The 16,528-nt window shown below is 65.5% G+C and carries 13 protein-coding genes; 10 read left to right on the plus strand and 3 right to left on the minus strand.

What is annotated here, in order from left to right; translation table 11 throughout:
• Positions 1–276: 276 nt before the first annotated feature.
• The 9 genes from ACSUZC_RS01855 to ACSUZC_RS01895 all read left to right on the plus strand — a co-directional run bounded on the left by ACSUZC_RS01855 (position 277) and on the right by ACSUZC_RS01895 (position 11,593).
• The gene (locus ACSUZC_RS01855; protein WP_439031241.1) at positions 277–1,368 is read left to right on the plus strand and encodes a Glu/Leu/Phe/Val dehydrogenase dimerization domain-containing protein; all 1,092 of its coding nucleotides are present in this window, start codon (positions 277–279) and stop codon (positions 1,366–1,368) included.
• A 1-nt stretch (position 1,369) separates the two neighbouring features.
• A complete protein-coding gene (locus ACSUZC_RS01860; RefSeq protein WP_439031242.1) occupies positions 1,370–2,557 on the plus strand; it encodes a thiamine pyrophosphate-dependent enzyme in 1,188 nt (395 codons plus the stop codon).
• A gap of 1 nt (position 2,558) precedes the next feature.
• Positions 2,559–3,533 carry an alpha-ketoacid dehydrogenase subunit beta gene (locus tag ACSUZC_RS01865; protein ID WP_439031243.1) on the plus strand — a complete coding sequence of 325 codons (975 nt, stop codon included), beginning with the start codon at positions 2,559–2,561 and terminating at the stop codon, positions 3,531–3,533.
• A 9-nt stretch (positions 3,534–3,542) separates the two neighbouring features.
• The gene (locus ACSUZC_RS01870; protein ID WP_439031244.1) at positions 3,543–4,865 is read left to right on the plus strand and encodes a dihydrolipoamide acetyltransferase family protein; all 1,323 of its coding nucleotides are present in this window, start codon (positions 3,543–3,545) and stop codon (positions 4,863–4,865) included.
• 217 nt (positions 4,866–5,082) lie between these two features.
• Entirely contained in the window at positions 5,083–6,471 is a 1,389-nt protein-coding gene (lpdA, locus tag ACSUZC_RS01875; protein ID WP_439031245.1) for a dihydrolipoyl dehydrogenase, read from the plus strand.
• Between the two features lie 338 nt (positions 6,472–6,809).
• Complete coding sequence (locus ACSUZC_RS01880) at positions 6,810–8,117, plus strand: NAD(P)/FAD-dependent oxidoreductase (RefSeq protein ID WP_439031246.1); 1,308 nt, start codon at positions 6,810–6,812, stop codon at positions 8,115–8,117.
• Positions 8,118–8,271: 154 nt separating this feature from the next.
• Positions 8,272–9,360 (plus strand): S-(hydroxymethyl)mycothiol dehydrogenase, encoded by a 1,089-nt coding sequence (locus tag ACSUZC_RS01885; RefSeq protein ID WP_439031247.1) that lies wholly within the window; start codon positions 8,272–8,274, stop codon positions 9,358–9,360.
• The gene (locus ACSUZC_RS01890; RefSeq protein WP_439031248.1) at positions 9,360–10,013 is read left to right on the plus strand and encodes an MBL fold metallo-hydrolase; all 654 of its coding nucleotides are present in this window, start codon (positions 9,360–9,362) and stop codon (positions 10,011–10,013) included. The genes ACSUZC_RS01885 and ACSUZC_RS01890 overlap by 1 nt, the downstream gene beginning before the upstream one ends.
• A 311-nt stretch (positions 10,014–10,324) precedes the next feature.
• Positions 10,325–11,593 (plus strand): ATP-binding protein, encoded by a 1,269-nt coding sequence (locus ACSUZC_RS01895; RefSeq protein WP_439031249.1) that lies wholly within the window; start codon positions 10,325–10,327, stop codon positions 11,591–11,593.
• 335 nt (positions 11,594–11,928) lie between these two features.
• Here the strand turns inward: ACSUZC_RS01895 and ACSUZC_RS01900 are convergent, their stop codons facing one another.
• Complete coding sequence (locus ACSUZC_RS01900) at positions 11,929–12,429, minus strand: hypothetical protein (protein WP_439031250.1); 501 nt, start codon at positions 12,427–12,429, stop codon at positions 11,929–11,931.
• An 84-nt stretch (positions 12,430–12,513) separates the two neighbouring features.
• On the opposite strand from ACSUZC_RS01900, the gene tgt reads away from it, so the two are divergent.
• A complete protein-coding gene (gene tgt, locus ACSUZC_RS01905) occupies positions 12,514–13,788 on the plus strand; it encodes a tRNA guanosine(34) transglycosylase Tgt (protein WP_439031251.1) in 1,275 nt (424 codons plus the stop codon).
• Between the two features lie 7 nt (positions 13,789–13,795).
• On the opposite strand, the gene ACSUZC_RS01910 is transcribed toward tgt, so the two are convergent.
• Both ACSUZC_RS01910 and ACSUZC_RS01915 read right to left on the minus strand, forming a co-directional pair.
• The gene (locus tag ACSUZC_RS01910) at positions 13,796–15,499 is read right to left on the minus strand and encodes a DUF222 domain-containing protein (protein ID WP_439031252.1); all 1,704 of its coding nucleotides are present in this window, start codon (positions 15,497–15,499) and stop codon (positions 13,796–13,798) included.
• A gap of 56 nt (positions 15,500–15,555) precedes the next feature.
• A complete protein-coding gene (locus ACSUZC_RS01915; RefSeq protein ID WP_439031253.1) occupies positions 15,556–16,470 on the minus strand; it encodes an SDR family NAD(P)-dependent oxidoreductase in 915 nt (304 codons plus the stop codon).
• Between the last annotated feature and the right edge of the window lie 58 nt (positions 16,471–16,528).

Raw genomic sequence — 16,528 nt, forward strand, 5'->3', positions numbered from 1 at the left:
GACTGCCCTGGTGTCCCACAGGAATTGACCGGCGACGCCCCGACGACGCCGGCTCCGAGGACGGTGACGACCGCACTCAGATTCACCGGATAACGGGGGAGCGCTACGCGTGTCGCGGAAGGTCACCGAATCCCGCGACAGCCGTCTCTAGACCTCGGCTGTTCAAAATTCCCATCATTTAGACAGCGAAGTGTTCGGCGAGATCCGCCGGACAGTCACCCTTTGGCCTGACGAGACACGAACTCGGATGGTCAGTCGATTGAAAGTTGCGCCCCCATGAACACAAGCGTTCTCGACCAGCCCCTCGCGCCCCTCGCCGTCTTCGACAGAGATGACGAACTACGCGACGCCAACCACGAACAAGTCGTGTTCTGCCGAGACGAGCGGACTGGTCTCAAGGCGATCATCGCGATCCATGACACCACCCTCGGGCCGGGCCTGGGCGGAACGCGGTTCTACCCGTACGCGAACGAGTCGCTCGCGCTGACCGATGCGCTTCGGTTGTCCGAGGGAATGACATACAAGGCGGCCGGTGCGGGGGTGCCCCTCGGCGGTGCGAAGGCAGTCATCATCGGCGATCCGGCCACCCAGCGGACCGAGGGTCTTCTCGAGTCCTACGGCAAGTTCGTCGAGTCTCTCGGCGGCCGGTACTACACGGCGGCCGACGTGGGCACGACCTCCGAGGACCTCGACATCATCGGGCGTACCAGCACCCACGTGGTGGGACGGACCACGGCCGCCGGCGGCTCCGGCGACAGCGGCTACGCGACGGCTCTCGGAGTCTTCTCCGCGATGCAAGCCGCGGCGACGGCGACCTGGGGTGAGAACGGCCTGGCTGACAAGGTCGTCGGGGTTGAAGGCGTGGGCAAGGTCGGACGGCATCTCGTGAACTTGCTCCAGTCGGTCGGAGCCCGGATCGTGGTCTCCGACCCGCGAGCTGACGCACTGACCGAATTCGTGGGGCGCGATCCGGTTGTCCGGGTGGCGGATTCGGTGCTCACCGAAGAGCTGGACGTATATGCGCCATGTGCGCTCGGCGCGAGCCTGACCGTGACCAGTGTTGCTCAGCTGAGGGCAAAGGTGGTTTGCGGCGCGGCGAACAACCAGCTCGCCGACGGCAGTGTGGCCCAGGCGCTCACGGACCGGTCGATCCTGTGGGTCCCCGACTACCTGGCCAACGCCGGCGGTCTGATACAGGTCGGTGGCGAACTCACGAACGAGGACCGGGACGACGTCTTGGCTCGCGTGCGGCGTATCGAGCACACGGTCGGCGAGGTGCTCCGCTCTGCGATCGACACCCACCTCACCACGTCGCAGGCCGCACGGCGCATCGTGGACGAGCGACTCGCCGCCGGACGGGAGGGATGATTTGTCCACCACCGCAACGACTCTCGCCATCGAACCTTCTGCCATCACCGCCGAGGGGACTCCGCCCGTGAACACGGCCGCGACCATCGATGCGGTCGGGACGCTTCTCGTCACCGCCCGCCAAGACGACCAGGCATCGACAGCTCCATTCCGGCTCGTCGACGAGAAAGGTGAGCTCACACCTGCCGGCCGCGAGATCGGCGTCGATCTGGAGCTGGCGAAGAGCCTCCACACCGACATGGTGCTGGCCCGTCGACTGGACCACGAGGCGCTGGCCCTCCAGCGGCAAGGGGAGCTGCACCTGTGGATCATGTCGTGGGGACAGGAGGCCGCCCAGGTCGGGTCGATACGCGCACTCCGGGACACCGACCACGTCTTCCCGAGCTACCGCGAGCACGCGGTGCTGCTGTGCCGAGGCATCCGGCCCGCCGACGTCATGCGGCAGTGGCGTGGGGCAACGCACTCGGGCTGGAACCCCGCAGACTCGCACGTGCACATCAACTCGCTCGTCCTCGGTACCCAGACCCTCCACGCCACGGGCTACGCCGCTGGTGTCCGGCTGGACCGTGCCGACGACGTCGTGATGACCTACTTCGGGGACGGAGCGGCCAGCCAGGGTGACGTCAACGAGGCGTTGAACTGGGCGGCCGCCGGCACCCTCCCGGTGATCTTCTTCTGCCAGAACAACCAGTGGGCGATCTCGACCCCCACTGCCACGCAGATGCGTACCCCCCTTCATGTCCGCGCCGCAGGCTTCGGAGTCGCGGGCTACCACGTGGACGGTAACGACGCGCTCGCCGTGCACGCCGTGACCCAGTACGCCAACGCTCGAGTCCGAGCGGGCGAGGGGCCGGCCCTGATCGAGGCCCAGACCTACCGCCTGGCCGGGCACTCGAGCTCAGACGACCCCACGCGCTACCGCACCGATGACGAGCTCGCCGGTTGGCAGGCGAAGGACCCCATCACCCGGCTCGAGCGACTCCTCCGCAACGCAGGCGTCAGCGAGCGCTACTTCACCAACCTCGAAGCCTGCGCCGACGACTTCGCGGTCGAGGTTCGGGCGCAGTGCAAGTCGGTGCGCGGCGAAGACCTCGCGACGGTCTTCGAGCACACCTACGCCGAACCGCACCCGGTCATGCAGTCCGAGATGGCGCAGCATCTCGCGCGTCACGACCGGACGGTGGCCTGACATGGGCACCCGATACGCCCTCGGCGCCGCGATCAACGCGGGCCTGCGCGCCGCGATGGCTCGTGACGAGAAGGTCCTCCTGATGGGTGAGGACATCGCCACCCTCGGTGGGGTCTTCCGCGTCACCGACGGACTGGCAGCGGAGTTCGGCGCCGAGCGCGTCGTAGACACCCCGCTGGCCGAGTCAGGCATCGTCGGCACCGCAATCGGTCTGGCGTTGCGCGGGTACCGGCCGGTCTGTGAGATCCAGTTCGACGGCTTCGTCTACCCCGCCTTCGATCAGATCGTCAGCCAGCTCGCCAAGATGCGGGCCCGATCCCAGGGGCACCTCGCCCTGCCGATCGTCATCCGCATCCCGGTGGGCGGCGGCATCGGTGCAGTCGAACATCATTCGGAGTCCAACGAAGCGTACTTCGCTCACACTGCCGGACTGCGGGTCGTGTCGTGCTCTACCCCCGACGACGCGTTCCACATGATCCAGCAGGCCATCGACTCCGACGACCCGGTCATCTTCTACGAGCCCAAGCGACGCTACTGGGACAAGGCGGAAGTCCTGGACGAGCCCACCCGATCCCTGCACGAGGCGGCGGTCCTACGCGAAGGCTCCGACTGCACCCTGGTCGCCCACGGGCCGACCGTGGCCACGGCCCTGGCCGCGGCACTCGCCGCGCAGGAGGATGGCTTCTCGGTCGGCGTGGTCGACCTGCGTACCATCTCCCCGCTCGACATCCCGACGTTGCGCAAGGTTGCGACCGACTCACATCGCGTCGTGGTGGTTCACGAAGCTTCTACCTTCCTCGGGATCGGTGCGGAGATCGCCGCGACCATCACCCAGGAGTGCTTCTACGAGCTGGAGGCACCCGTCCTCAGGGTCGGCGCCTACAACCTTCCGTACCCGCCCGCTCACATGGAGGGCGAGTTCCTCCCTGACGTCGACAGGATTCTCGAAGCTGTTGACGCCAGCCTGAACTTCTAGGAGTTCCCTGTGTTCGAATTCAAGCTTCCCGACGTCGGTGAGGGCCTCACCGAGGCCGAGATCCTCAGATGGCAGGTTGCCCCCGGCGACACGGTGCAGGTCAACCAGCCCCTCCTCGAGATCGAGACGGCGAAGTCCGCAGTCGAGCTTCCATCCCCGGTCGCCGGCACAGTCTCGGTCCTGCATGTCGACCCCGGGCAGACCGTCTCGGTCGGCTCCGTCATCATCTCGATCGAGGACGGGAACGAACCTTCGGGTGCAACGGGGGAGAGAGCATCCTCCGCCGTTGGTGCGGGCGAGTCTGAAGAGGTGCCAGAGGAGAAACCGTCGGTGCTTGTCGGACCCGGACCTACCGCAGCGGTTCCTCGGACTCGCCGACTGGCCCGCAGGAGTCACTCCGCCCCGGCACAGGCTGCCGTGACGCACGAATCTGACGAGACCATCGCCGGCCCTCGGCTTGGCGCGGCTCGCGCCAAGGCGCCCGTCCGCCTCCTGGCCAAGCAACTCGGCGTGGACCTGACCTCAGTCGTCGCATCGAACGGCGAGGTCATCTCCCGCCGGGACGTCGAGGCCGCGGCCGGCAGGGCCCGACCCACCCAGACGACCTCGCGACTGGCTGCGGAGTCGGGCGATCGCGAGACAAGGACTCCCATCAAGGGGGTACGCAAGGCGACGGCCGCGGCCATGACGAGATCGGCCTTCACCGCGCCGCACGTCACGCTCTTTCTCACCGTGGACGTGACAAGGACGATGGATCTACTCGCCAGGCTGAAGGCCGACCGGGACTGGACCGGTGTGCGTCTCACGCCGTTGGTCCTCGTGGCCCGCGCCCTTCTGATGACCATCCGTCGCTACCCCGGCATCAACGCGCGTTGGGACGAGGCCGCTCAGGAGATCGTGGAGCCGCATTACGTCAACCTGGGGCTGGCTGCGGCGACCCCTCGCGGTCTGATCGTCCCCAATATCAAGGACGCACACGACCTCTCCCTGCGCGGCCTCGCAGACGCGATGAGCGAGCTGGTGGCCACTGCGCGCGCCGGCAAGACCTCGCCCGAGGAAATGGCGCGGGGGACCGTCACGATCACCAATATCGGTGCGCTCGGGGTCGACGCCGGCACGCCCATCCTGAACCCCGGCGAGGCGGCGATCCTGGCGTTCGGCAACGTTCGGGACACGCCGTGGATCGTCGACGGGGAGGTCCGGGTCCGCAAAATCACGCAGCTCGCGCTGTCGTTCGATCACCGACTGGTCGACGGAGAGCTGGGGTCCAACGTATTGGCGACGCTAGGGCGCCTTCTGGGGGACCCCGGCGAGGCCTTCGTGCTGGCCTGAGGGCCTGGGCCTGGGCCTGGTGCGCTGCGACGAGCGCAGCTCTCGGACTTCGTCGTCCTGTCCGCGTGCCTCGCCCATATGCCCTGCCCCACAGGGCATATGGGCGAACTCCGAGACGGTCCATCAAACAATCGACCTGTAGACAGGCGCTTGCGTCGAGAACTGGCCTGAATCCGCTCCTCGTGCCCGCGCTGACCCGACAAGTAGGGACCCTGACATGCCAGAGGTGTACGACATCGTGATCCTCGGAGGCGGGAGCGGCGGCTACGCCGCCGCCCTCCGCGCCAACCAACTGGGCCTCTCGGTTGCCCTCATCGAAAAGGACAGGCTCGGCGGCACGTGCCTGCACAACGGCTGTATACCTACCAAGGCGTTGCTTCACTCCGCCGAGATCGCCGACGCGGCTCGCGAGTCCGAGTTGTTCGGTGTCAAGGCGACATTCGACGGTATCGACATGAAGGGCGTCAACGCATTCAAGTCCGGAATCGTCGAGCGCCTCTATAAGGGCCTGCAAGGACTGCTCAAGTCCTCCGACAACCTCACGATGGTCGAGGGCGAGGGCAAGCTCGTCTCGACCGACAACGATGGTGGCGGCACCGTCGAGGTGAACGGTGAGATGTTCAGCGGTAAGAACGTGATACTCGCGACCGGCTCGACAGCTCGAACTATGGGCCTCGAGATCGGCGGGCGCATCGTCACCTCCGACGAAGCCCTCGAGATGAACGAGGTCCCCGAGCGCGTTGTGATCATCGGCGGTTCCGTGATCGGCGTCGAGTTCGCAAGCCTCTGGAAGTCTTTCGGCGCCGACGTCACGATCATCGAGGGGTTGCAGTCACTCGTCCCGCTGGAGGACCCGTCGCTGAGCAGACATCTCGAGCGCGCATTCCGCAAGCGCAAGATCGCCTTCAAGACCGGCGTCAAGGTCAACAGCGTTGAGCAGGCTGACAGCAGCGCCACCGTCTCACTGGAGAACGGCGACACAATCGACACCGATGTGGTCCTCATCGCCGTTGGTCGCGGCCCACGCAGCGAGGGCATGGGATTCGAAGAGGCCGGCGTCAGGCTCGACCGTGGCTGGGTCCCTACCGACAAGCGTTTGCGCACCAACGTCAAGGGTGTCTTCGCCGTCGGCGACCTGGTGCCCGGCCTGCAGCTGGCGCACCGCGGCTTCGCGCACGGGATCTTCGTGGCCGAGGAGATCGCCGGCCTCGACCCACAGCCGATCCTCGACGTCGCCATCCCGCGCGTCACGTATTGCGAACCTGAGCTGGCCAGCGTCGGCCTCACCGAGCCGCAGGCCAAGGACAGGTTCGGCGAGACCAACGTCGAGATCGTCGAGTACAACCTCGGCGGCAACGGCAAGTCGCAGATCCTCCAGACCGCAGGCACCGTCAAGCTCGTACGTGAGAAAGACGGACCAATCGTCGGAGTGCACATGATCGGCAGCCGCTTCGGCGAGCAAGTCGGTGAGGCCTCGCTCATCGTCAACTGGGAGGCCTACCCGGAGGACGTCGCTGCATTCATTCATGCGCACCCTTCGCAGAACGAGTCACTCGGTGAGGCCGCACTTGCACTTGCCAACAGACCACTGCACTCCCACAGCTGACCAGTTCACAGATCCTCAAAACGTGTAGTCGAAGGTCGGCAAGCCAGAAGTGTGCGAAAGTGCGGTCGGCGCAACAGGTCTGGACAGCGCCTGCCTCGTGGTCGCGGCGAAGCCGCCGGACGACATGACCTGTCTGTGCATGTTGAACGCAGGGGTGGGTGTTCACCGGAACACCCTCACAGCCTTGCGCTGGGAAACGGATGAGAGGCACCTGCGTCGTGCGCGTACACAGGGTGCTGGTCCCGAGCGCGCCGACACTTCTAGTGTCGCGGTCGGTCATCAGATTCCTTGACAGCCGACTATTCCCGGGAGGGCTGCCGCCGATGGACCCTTGTCGGGTGAATCTCAGTGTGGACGTCATTGTCGTCGGAGCCGGCGTCATCGGCTCGTCGACGGCCCTCGAGCTTGCACGCGCCGGCCTACGGGTCGTAGTCGTGGACCGGCTCCCCGGACCAGGCCAAGGCTCTACGAGTGCCTCGAGCGCCGTGGTCCGGTTCAACTACTCGATCTTCCCCAGCGTCGCGGCGGCATGGGAATCCAAGCACTGCTGGGAGGACTGGGCCGGCCACCTCGGCATGGTCGACCCCGCAGGGATGGCCGGCTTCCGTCGTACAGGAATGGCGTTCCTCGACGTCGACGTGGCGCCGACCAAAAAGGTCATGCCCCTGTTCGACCGGGCCGGCGTGCCATACGAGCTGTGGGACGCGACGACCCTCGCCGGCCGAATCCCCGGCCTCGACCCGGGCCGATTCTGGCCTCCCAAACGGCTCGACGACGAGAGCTTCTGGGACGATCCAGTGGGCCAGCTCGGCGCTCTGTGGACGCCCGACGGTGGCTACATAGACGACCCCATGCAGGCCGCCGCCAACCTGGCCACTGCCGCGCGCCGGGCCGGCGCACAGTTCATCTTTCGAAGTCAGGTCACGGCCGTGCGCCGGTCCGGTGGCCGCGTCGCCGGCGTCGACCTGGCCGACGGGGAACGGGTGAGCGCACCCGTCGTCGTCAACGTCGCCGGCCCGTGGTCGTCGACGTTGAACGAACTGGCCGGTGTGGGAGATGACTTCTCGATCACGACGCGGCCGATGCGACAGGAGGTGCACTATGTGACGGCGCCTTCGGGCTTCAACGACGGAGACCGCATCGGCCCGGTGATCGCAGACCTCGACCTCGGCACGTACATGCGTGGAGCACCCGGCGACGGTTTCTACATCGGCGGCACCGAGCCCGAGTGCGATCCCCTGCCGTGGATCGACGACCCAGATGTCGCCGACCTCCACCCAACTCAAACCGCGTTCGAGGCGCAGGTCATCCGCGCTGCGCGCCGCTTCGGCGAGCTCGGCGTACCTCCGCGCCCACGGGGCATCGCCGGCGTCTACGACGTCTCCTCGGACTGGACACCCATCTATGACCGGACAGGGCTCGACGGGTTCTACGTCGCGATCGGCACGAGCGGCAACCAATTCAAGAACGCCCCTGTCGCCGGTCAGTTCATGCGGGACATCATCCTGGCCGTGGAAGCCGGGCACGACCACGACACCAACCCTGTCCAGTACCACGGCGAGCGGACCGGACTCAAAGTCGACCTCGGGGCCTACTCCCGCCGGCGCCCGGTCAATACCGAGTCCAGTGGCACGGTGATGGGATAACAGAATCGGGCCGGATAGGACGCAGCCGCGATCAGCCCGAGCGACCGGGACCAGGTCTCGAGGACTCGTGTAACAACGTCCCCCTGCTCCGGTTTTCGAGCGAACGAACACAAGCCACGCACCGCCAACAACGCAGTTGCGGAAGGAACATCGCATGTCGCAGACAGTCAAGGGAGTCATCTCGCGCAGTAAGAAGGCGCCGACGGAGGTTGTCGATGTGGTGATCCCGGATCCGGGTGCGCGTGATGTGGTGGTGGCGATCAGGGCGTGCGGGGTCTGCCATACCGATCTGGCCTACCGTGAGGGTGGCATCAACGATGAGTATCCGTTCCTGCTCGGGCATGAGGCCGCGGGTGTGGTCGAGTCGGTGGGTTCGGATGTCACTCATGTCGAGGTCGGCGATTTCGTGGTGTTGAACTGGCGTGCGGTGTGTGGGCAGTGTCGTGCGTGTAAGCGGGGTCGTCCGTGGTATTGCTTCGACACTTTCAACGCCAGCGTTTCGATGACGCTGACCGATGGCACCGAGCTGACTCCGGCGTTGGGGATCGGGGCGTTCGCTGAGAAGACGTTGATCCATGAGTTGCAGTGCACGAAGGTCAATCCCGACACCGATCCGGCGGTGGCCGGTCTGTTGGGTTGCGGTGTGATGGCCGGTATCGGTGCGGCGATGAACACCGGCAACGTGGGTCGTGGTGATTCGGTCGCGGTCATCGGTTGCGGCGGTGTCGGTGATGCGGCGATCGCCGGGGCGCGGTTGGCCGGTGCGACGACGATCATCGCGATCGACCGTGATGCGTCGAAGCTGGAGTGGGCGAAAGACCTTGGTGCCACCCACACCATTGACGGTTCGAAGGTCGACGACGTGATCGCCGCGGTGCAGGAACTGACCGGCGGTAACGGCGCTGATGTCGTCATTGATGCGGTCGGTCGCCCGGAGACCTACAGGCAGGCGTTCTACGCTCGCGACCTCGCCGGGGTCGTCGTGTTGGTCGGTGTGCCGACTCCGGAGATGACCTTGGAGTTGCCGCTGGTGGACTTCTTCTCCCGTGGTGGTGCGCTCAAGTCGTCGTGGTACGGCGATTGTCTGCCCGAACGTGACTTCCCGATGCTCATCGATCTCTACGAGCAGGGCCGTCTGCCGCTGGAGAAGTTCGTCACCGAACGCATCGGCATCAACGATGTCGAGGCCGCGTTCTCGGCGATGGAAGCCGGCAAGGTGCTGCGTTCGGTGGTGGAACTCTGATGTCGGAGCTGCGGATCGACAACGTCGTCACCTCGGGCACCTTCAGCCTCGACGGCGGTACCTGGGATGTGGACAACAATGTGTGGCTCGTCGGCAACGACGACGAGGTGATCATCATCGACGCCGCGCATTCGGCGCCGCCGATCCTCGACGGCGTCGGCGACCGCACGGTCAAGGCGATCGTGCTCACCCACGGGCACAACGATCACGTGACCGTGGCCCCGGAACTGTCGCAGGCCACCGGCGCGCCGATCCTGTTGCACCCGGGTGATGACATGTTGTGGAACGACACCCATCCCGACGTCGCGCATTCCGACCTCGAGGACGGTCAGCGGATCAGCGTCGCGGGTACCGAGTTGATGATCATCAACACCCCCGGTCACTCGCCGGGGTCGTCGGTGATCCATCTGCCCGAGGCGAAGGTGCTGTTCTCCGGCGACACCTTGTTCCAGGGTGGTCCGGGCGCGACCGGCCGCTCGTACTCCAGTTTCCCCACGATCATCGCCTCGATCACCGAGAAGATCTTCACCCTCGACCCCGAGACCAAGGTCTACACCGGCCACGGCGATGGCACCACCGTCGGCGCAGAGGCACCCCACCTCGAGGAATGGATCAAACACTACAACAAACGACATGTCATCAGATCGCCCTGATTCTTTTCGATACTGTCTGCTTCAGCAGGTTGGAAAGTGTTGCACGACCACGAACATCTGCGCCACGTGGAAGATGGGCAGCTCTCATATCGGTGTCGAAACAACATCAATTATCGAGTGATATCGAGTTCGATTTCCGGAGTGCGAAGCGGAACGCGTTCCGGAGACTGTCATATCTGATCCGAGGATAGATCAGTCGCACACCGTCGAACCCTCTCACCACACGACACCTAACGACATCAATTCTCCTGCTCGCCCGGCCTCAACCGCGGCGAAGTGCGGAAACTCAACGGAACGGGGGAACTATCCCAATGGACTGGCATCTTCGCGATTTTGCCCCTGAGGACCTGGAAGCAGCAATCCGCCTCGATGGTGATTCCGCAACCACGTCGCAGCCACCGTTGTTTGGTGCGGCCGATGTCGTAGCGAGTTTGCAGGAGCGCCATCCGGCGGTCGTGGCAGTGAACAGGGGAGTCATCATAGGCGTCGCGGTAAGTCGAGTTGATGCCGATCGAGCATGGGTGCTACGACTTTCGCTTGATCCGAACTGGCGAGGTAGAGGACTCGGCAGCAGTCTGCTGAGCGAACTCGAACACCGGGTCCTCGGACACGGCGTCAGGCGAATCACCGCCCTGCTCCCAGAGGGTGAGACCGGCACAACCGCATTCGTGAACTCTGGGTTCGTCAAGAGGGGCGGCGTAACGTACTTCGACAAGCAGGAGACCGTGTCGCCTCAGTCCGCCGCAATATTGAACAGGATGGGTGGATACGTTCCTCCTTCGGCAGAGTGGGATCAGATCGCTGGAATGACTCGCGAGAAGGCGCTGATCGAGCGAAGAATCGTCCTGCCGTTGTCGTTGCCCGAGCAAGCCGCGGAACACGGAGTTGTGCCGCCACGGGCAATCGTGCTTTTTGGTCCGCCCGGCACTGGGAAGACGACATTCGCGCGAGGTATCGCCAGCCGCCTCGGCTGGCCGTTCGTAGAACTGTTTACATCCCGTCTCGCCGGTCGCGACGGCGGTCTGGCGGCGGGGCTCAGCGATGCGTTCGCGCGGCTCGGCGAGCTGGAGAACGTTGTGGCCTTTATCGATGAGGTCGAGGAGATTGCCTCGCAGCGTCAGGTCGGCGAACCCGCCAGTACGGCCGTTGTGAACGAGCTCCTCAAGTCGTTGGTGCAGTTCCGCGATCGTTCCGGCCGGGTATTGGTTTGCGCGACAAACTCAATCCGCGATCTGGACTCGGCATTCTTGAGGCACGGTCGGTTCGACTACGTCCTACCTGTCGGGCTTCCGGATTCTCCGGCAAGGGAGGCACTGTGGTCGCGGTATCTGGACACTCACGCAGCAGATGTCGATCTCTCTCATCTGGTATCTGCGACCGACGGATACACACCCGCAGATGTCGCGCACGTGGCACGCGCAGTGGCTCAGTCAACCTTCGAGAAGACTCTGGACAGCGGTTGCCGTTGTTTCGCATCTACATCCGACTACATCGACGCGATCGCGCTCACGCGTCCCACTCTACGTGCAGAGCAAGTTGCGGATTTCGAACGCGACGTTGCTGAGTACGCGCGGCTGTAGCGGTACATGTCGCAACAAACGAGAGCGCAAGCCATTCCCTTGTCGACCGTAAAGGAACCTGCTGTGCGTCGAACTGTTGCAGCCATCAGTCTAGGTGCCAGAGTGGTGCTCACCACCATCACGTTCGCTGGGGGACTCGCTGTACTGATCGTCCTGAGCCTTCTCCTGGGCCTTCTCGAATCAGTGTCGCGAAACCGCCGCACGGTGCTCTGAACTGCCAGTCGCCAGTAGGGCCGCGGGTGGGATCTGCTCTGGAGCTGTGGTCGACTACCTGAGGACCTCGATTTCGCCGGAGCCGTCAACTGTCAACCCTTGACGATTGGTCCCAACTCCGATCAGGGGGCGAAGCCGATGACCGCGGTGCCCTTCTGGCATGCGGCGAGAATCCCTTCGACCTGCGACGGCGCGCAGGTCCAGCCGGCGACCGACTGCTGCTGGCCCGTGGCGATCTTCGGCCCGTATTGGGTGGCGATGCTCTTCGCCGAGTCGCAGGCCACGTCCCCGGCGAGGATGAGTACCCGCAGCGATCCGTCGGGTCCGGGGATGGTTCCGCAGGTGGTGTCCGTGTCGTCGGACGCAACTGCGCTGGACGTGGCCGTCGACACGGGCTTGCGGCCGGGGACCACCGGTGGTGAGGTTGCGGGCCGGTCCGAGGCCGACTCGCTGGCGGCCGCGCTGGTCTCCGGCGTCGACGACGCAGCCGTGACGTCTTGTTCGCCGCCACATGCGGCCAGTGTCATCATCGCCACCGACAGCCCGAGCGCTGCTCCCGCGACTCTCAGCGAGCTACGGAGTCGGATCGGTGCGGCAACTGCGTGGCGTGTTCTGCGCGACATGGTTCACCACGGTAGCGAATGGGGTTCGCGAGATCGGCGCCGCTCGCCACCGCCGGTTTGGGTGGTACGCCTCGACCTGGGAAGATGCTCGGGGTGAGCAGTACCGGAACCGAAGTCGCCGACCCCACCTACACCGTCGGCACCACCCTGGCGGGCACCCGAGGGCGGACGGGGACCATCAATACCCCGCACGGACAGATCCACACCCCGGCTTTCGTCCCGGTGGGCACCAAGGCCACCGTCAAGACGGTCCTGCCCGAGTCCGTCGCCGCATTGGGCGCCCAGGCGGTGCTCGCCAACGCGTACCACCTGTACCTGCAGCCGGGACCGGAGATCATCGATGCCGCGGGTGGGCTGGGTGCATTCATGAACTGGCGCGGACCCACCTACACCGACAGCGGCGGATTCCAGGTGATGTCGCTCGGTGCGGGGTTCAAGAAGGTCATCTCGATGGAGGCCACCGGGACCCCTGACGACGACCTCACCGCGAACGGCAAGGAACGCCTCTCGCGCGTCGACGACGACGGGGTCACCTTCAAGTCGCACCTCGACGGTTCGGCGCACCGGTTCACGCCCGAGGTGTCGATGCAGATCCAGCACCAGCTCGGGGCCGACATCATCTTCGCCTTCGACGAGCTGACCACCCTCATGAACACCCGCGTCTACCAGGAGAATTCGCTGGAGCGCACTCGGTTGTGGGCGATTCGCTGTCTCGCCGAACACAATCGGCTGAGCGTCGAGCGTGCTCACCGCCCACAGCAGGCGCTGTGGGGTGTGATCCAGGGTGCCCAATACGAGGACCTGCGTCGTAAGGCCGCGCGGGATCTCGTCGCACTGAGTGAGGCTGATCGCGCGGCCGGCGGCAAGGGTTTCGGCGGTTACGGCATCGGCGGCGCACTGGAGAAGGACAATCTCGGCACCATCGTCGGGTGGGTGAACGACGAACTGCCCGAGGACGCACCGAAGCATCTGCTCGGGATCAGTGAACCCGACGACATCTTCACCGCCATCGAGAACGGGGTCGACACCTTCGACTGCGTGTCACCCACTCGCGTGGCACGCAACGGGGCGATCTACTCCCTCGACGGCCGGTACAACGTCACCAACGCCAAGTACCGCAGTGACTTCCGGTCGCTCGATCCCGAGATCGAGAACTACTCGTCGCAGTACAGCCGCGCGTATCTGCACCACCTGTTCAAGGCGAAGGAAGGACTCGGCCCGACCCTCGCGACGCTGCACAACGTGTCGTTCATCGTGACCCTCGTCGACCGTGCCCGCGAAGCCATCGAGAACGGGACGTACACCGAGTACCGCGACGAGTTCCTGCGCCGGTATTACGGGGCTCCACAGAGGCCGTGACCGACTTCTAGAAGGGCGGCGGGTTGGCGTCGTCCCAGCGTTTCTCGGCGCGCTGCTGTCGTCGGAAATCGTTGTCGCGCAGTGTATCCAGCCGTGCGCGGGCGGGGTGATCGGGCCGCCGGGTCGGGGTGAGTCGGTTGAACAGATCCCGCCCGCTGTAGGCGTTGCCGACGAACATGTGCCCGGTGGGTGTGGTGAACCACGCGGTGTGGAATTCGTCTTGGTGGTCCTGCCAGCTGGTGAAGGTCTTGATGCGATGGTGAAACCGGCACAAGGGTTTCAGGTTGCGCGCATCGGTGCGGCCACCGCGTCGCGGGTCGGCGTGGTCGAACGGATCGGTGTGGTCGAGGTCGATCTGCCACACCGGCGCATTGCAGCCCGGAAAGGTGCAGCACAGTTCACCCGCACGCACCAGGGCCTGCAGCTTCTTCGACGGGGCGTACCGGGTCACTGAACTGTTGGCGTCGGCAACCGGTGTCGGGGCCGATGGGGCGTCGGGTTCGGCCGGGGTGGGATGGATGTAGGTGCGGCGGGCTTCGGTGAACAGCGTTCGAGCCGTGGCGGCGTCGATGATGCCGTGCCGGTCGAGGAACGCGGGATACTCGTCGAGTCCGAGCAGGGTCGACAGGTTCACCACGATGTGGAAGGTCGCGCGCGGAGGTTGCGGTGACAGCAACGGCGAGACACCTGGGTCGGTAGCCGATGCACCGTCGACAGTCACGTCGTTGGTGGCGTCTGCAGCGGGCGCGGGCCAATCCACCGCAGGGTCGGCACCCTGGGGCGTCTCCGCGTCGAGATCATCTACTGCATCGGTTTCGGTGGCGGTGGTGGCGCAGTCGTCGCACCGGCAGGTGAGGGCGGTTTCGCCGCGGGCGAGGGCTTTGAGGGCGTCGGCGCGTCGCATGGGCAGTGTTCGTGGGTCACCGGCATGGACCGCGGTGGCCATCGACGACAGCCGGGCATCGAACTCGGCGGCATCGGCGTCGGGCAGTGTGCCCGAGATCCGGGACTGCCCGGGTGTGAACCGATCAGGCGTGACCGTCACCTTGCGATCGCCCGCCACCCGCTCTTTGCGTCGGCGGATCGCGTCGGGCGCCCACTGCGCGACGATGGCGTCGACCATGGCGGTGAACCGTGCCGTCGACATCGGTGCACGCGCGAAGATCGCCTCCGCCAGATGCGCGTCCACGGTCTGCATCTCATCGGCGTCGGTGATCAGATCGGTGCGCTTGAGCGCGATCAGGAAACGGCGCTTGTCGATCCGTCCGCACGCCAAAGCGTGTCCGGTGAACGCAAGCCGGTAGCGCAGCGCGTCACCGGCCTCGATGAGACCTTTCGCCTCGGCCGGTGTGACCGTGAGCGTGGCACCGACTTCGGCGATGGCCTGCTCGAGCCCGTTCGGCCCGAACCGCTCGTACGGGTCCTCCCCGGCCGCCACTCGTGCCGACAGGTTCTCGAAGGCTTCGATGGAGTCGAGTTCACCGGTGTGCACCTCGGCGCGCTGCTGCGCATAATCTATTTCGCGTTCGTCGTGAATGAGACTGGCCACGACCATCATCCGATGCGCGGACGCTGCCGCCAGCCCGGCGCAATGACTCAACACCTCGACGAGTTCGGACGCGGAGAGTTCATCGTCGAGACGGAGACGTGGTTCGACCGAGTGCTGTGATGAGTCCACCGATGTTGATTCGGCCCCCGCCCCCGATGACATGCCTCCACGATACTCGAACATGCATTCGAGTCAAGGATTCTTCGGATCTTGCCCTACTAGCGGGAATCCTCGGCGACCATCCGTTCGCGGATTCCGCCGGACACCCCGGTGCTGTCCGGATTCGGGTCGTGAATGGCCCCCGGGTGCGCCTTCACGGGTGCTCCCTTCTCGGTCTCCGACTTCACGACCGCCGCCGAGAACCGTTCGGTGATACCCGGCATCACCGAATGAGAGGCGCTCGCGGCCTTGGCCTTGTAGCCCACCGGTTGATCGAGCTTCGGATCGGTGCACGCGGCGACGATCGCGTCGACGACGATCTGCGGATCGTCCATCGCGGCCATGCGCGGTTCGTGGCCGGTGTAGTTGGCGGCGTGGGTCCACCACGGTGTGTCCACCGCCCACGGCAGGATGGTCCCGACCCGGATGGCGTCGTCACCGGACATCCGCAATTCCTCGGTCAGCGAGTGGCCGAGACTGCGGACCGCGGCTTTGGTTGCCGCATAGGTGTTCTGCAGGGCGAGCGGCACCTCGGAGTCGACCGACCCGACATTCACCAGCGTGCCCCGGCCCTGAGCACGGAACACACGGAGCGCTGCGTGTGCGCCGTAGATCAGCCCCTTCAGATTGACGTCGACGACCCGGGCATGGTCTTCGACGGGGATGTCCCAGAAGTAACCGACTGCTCCCACGCCGACGTTGTTGACCCACACATCGATGGCGCCGAAGCGCTCGAGTGCCGCTGCGGCGAGGTGACTCACCGCGCGGGGATCGCTGACATCGGTGGCCACCGCGATCGCGGAGCCGCCCTTGCCGGTGATCTCGGCGACGACCTCGTCGAGCGCCTCGCCCCGACGGGCGGCCACCACCACGTTGGCGCCGACCTCACCGAGCCGCACCGCGGCGCCGCGCCCGAATCCGCTGGACGCCCCGGCGATCACGATCGTGGATCCCTGCACGTTCTCCTCGGCCATGGCGGCCACCTCCTGCGTCGACAACAGATCGGTGGTCGCGTACCCGACGGCGACATCA

Origin of the sequence: Gordonia terrae (assembly GCF_051789125.1) — a bacterium.
In the GTDB taxonomy this organism is placed as follows: Bacteria; Actinomycetota; Actinomycetes; order Mycobacteriales; family Mycobacteriaceae; genus Gordonia; species Gordonia terrae_A.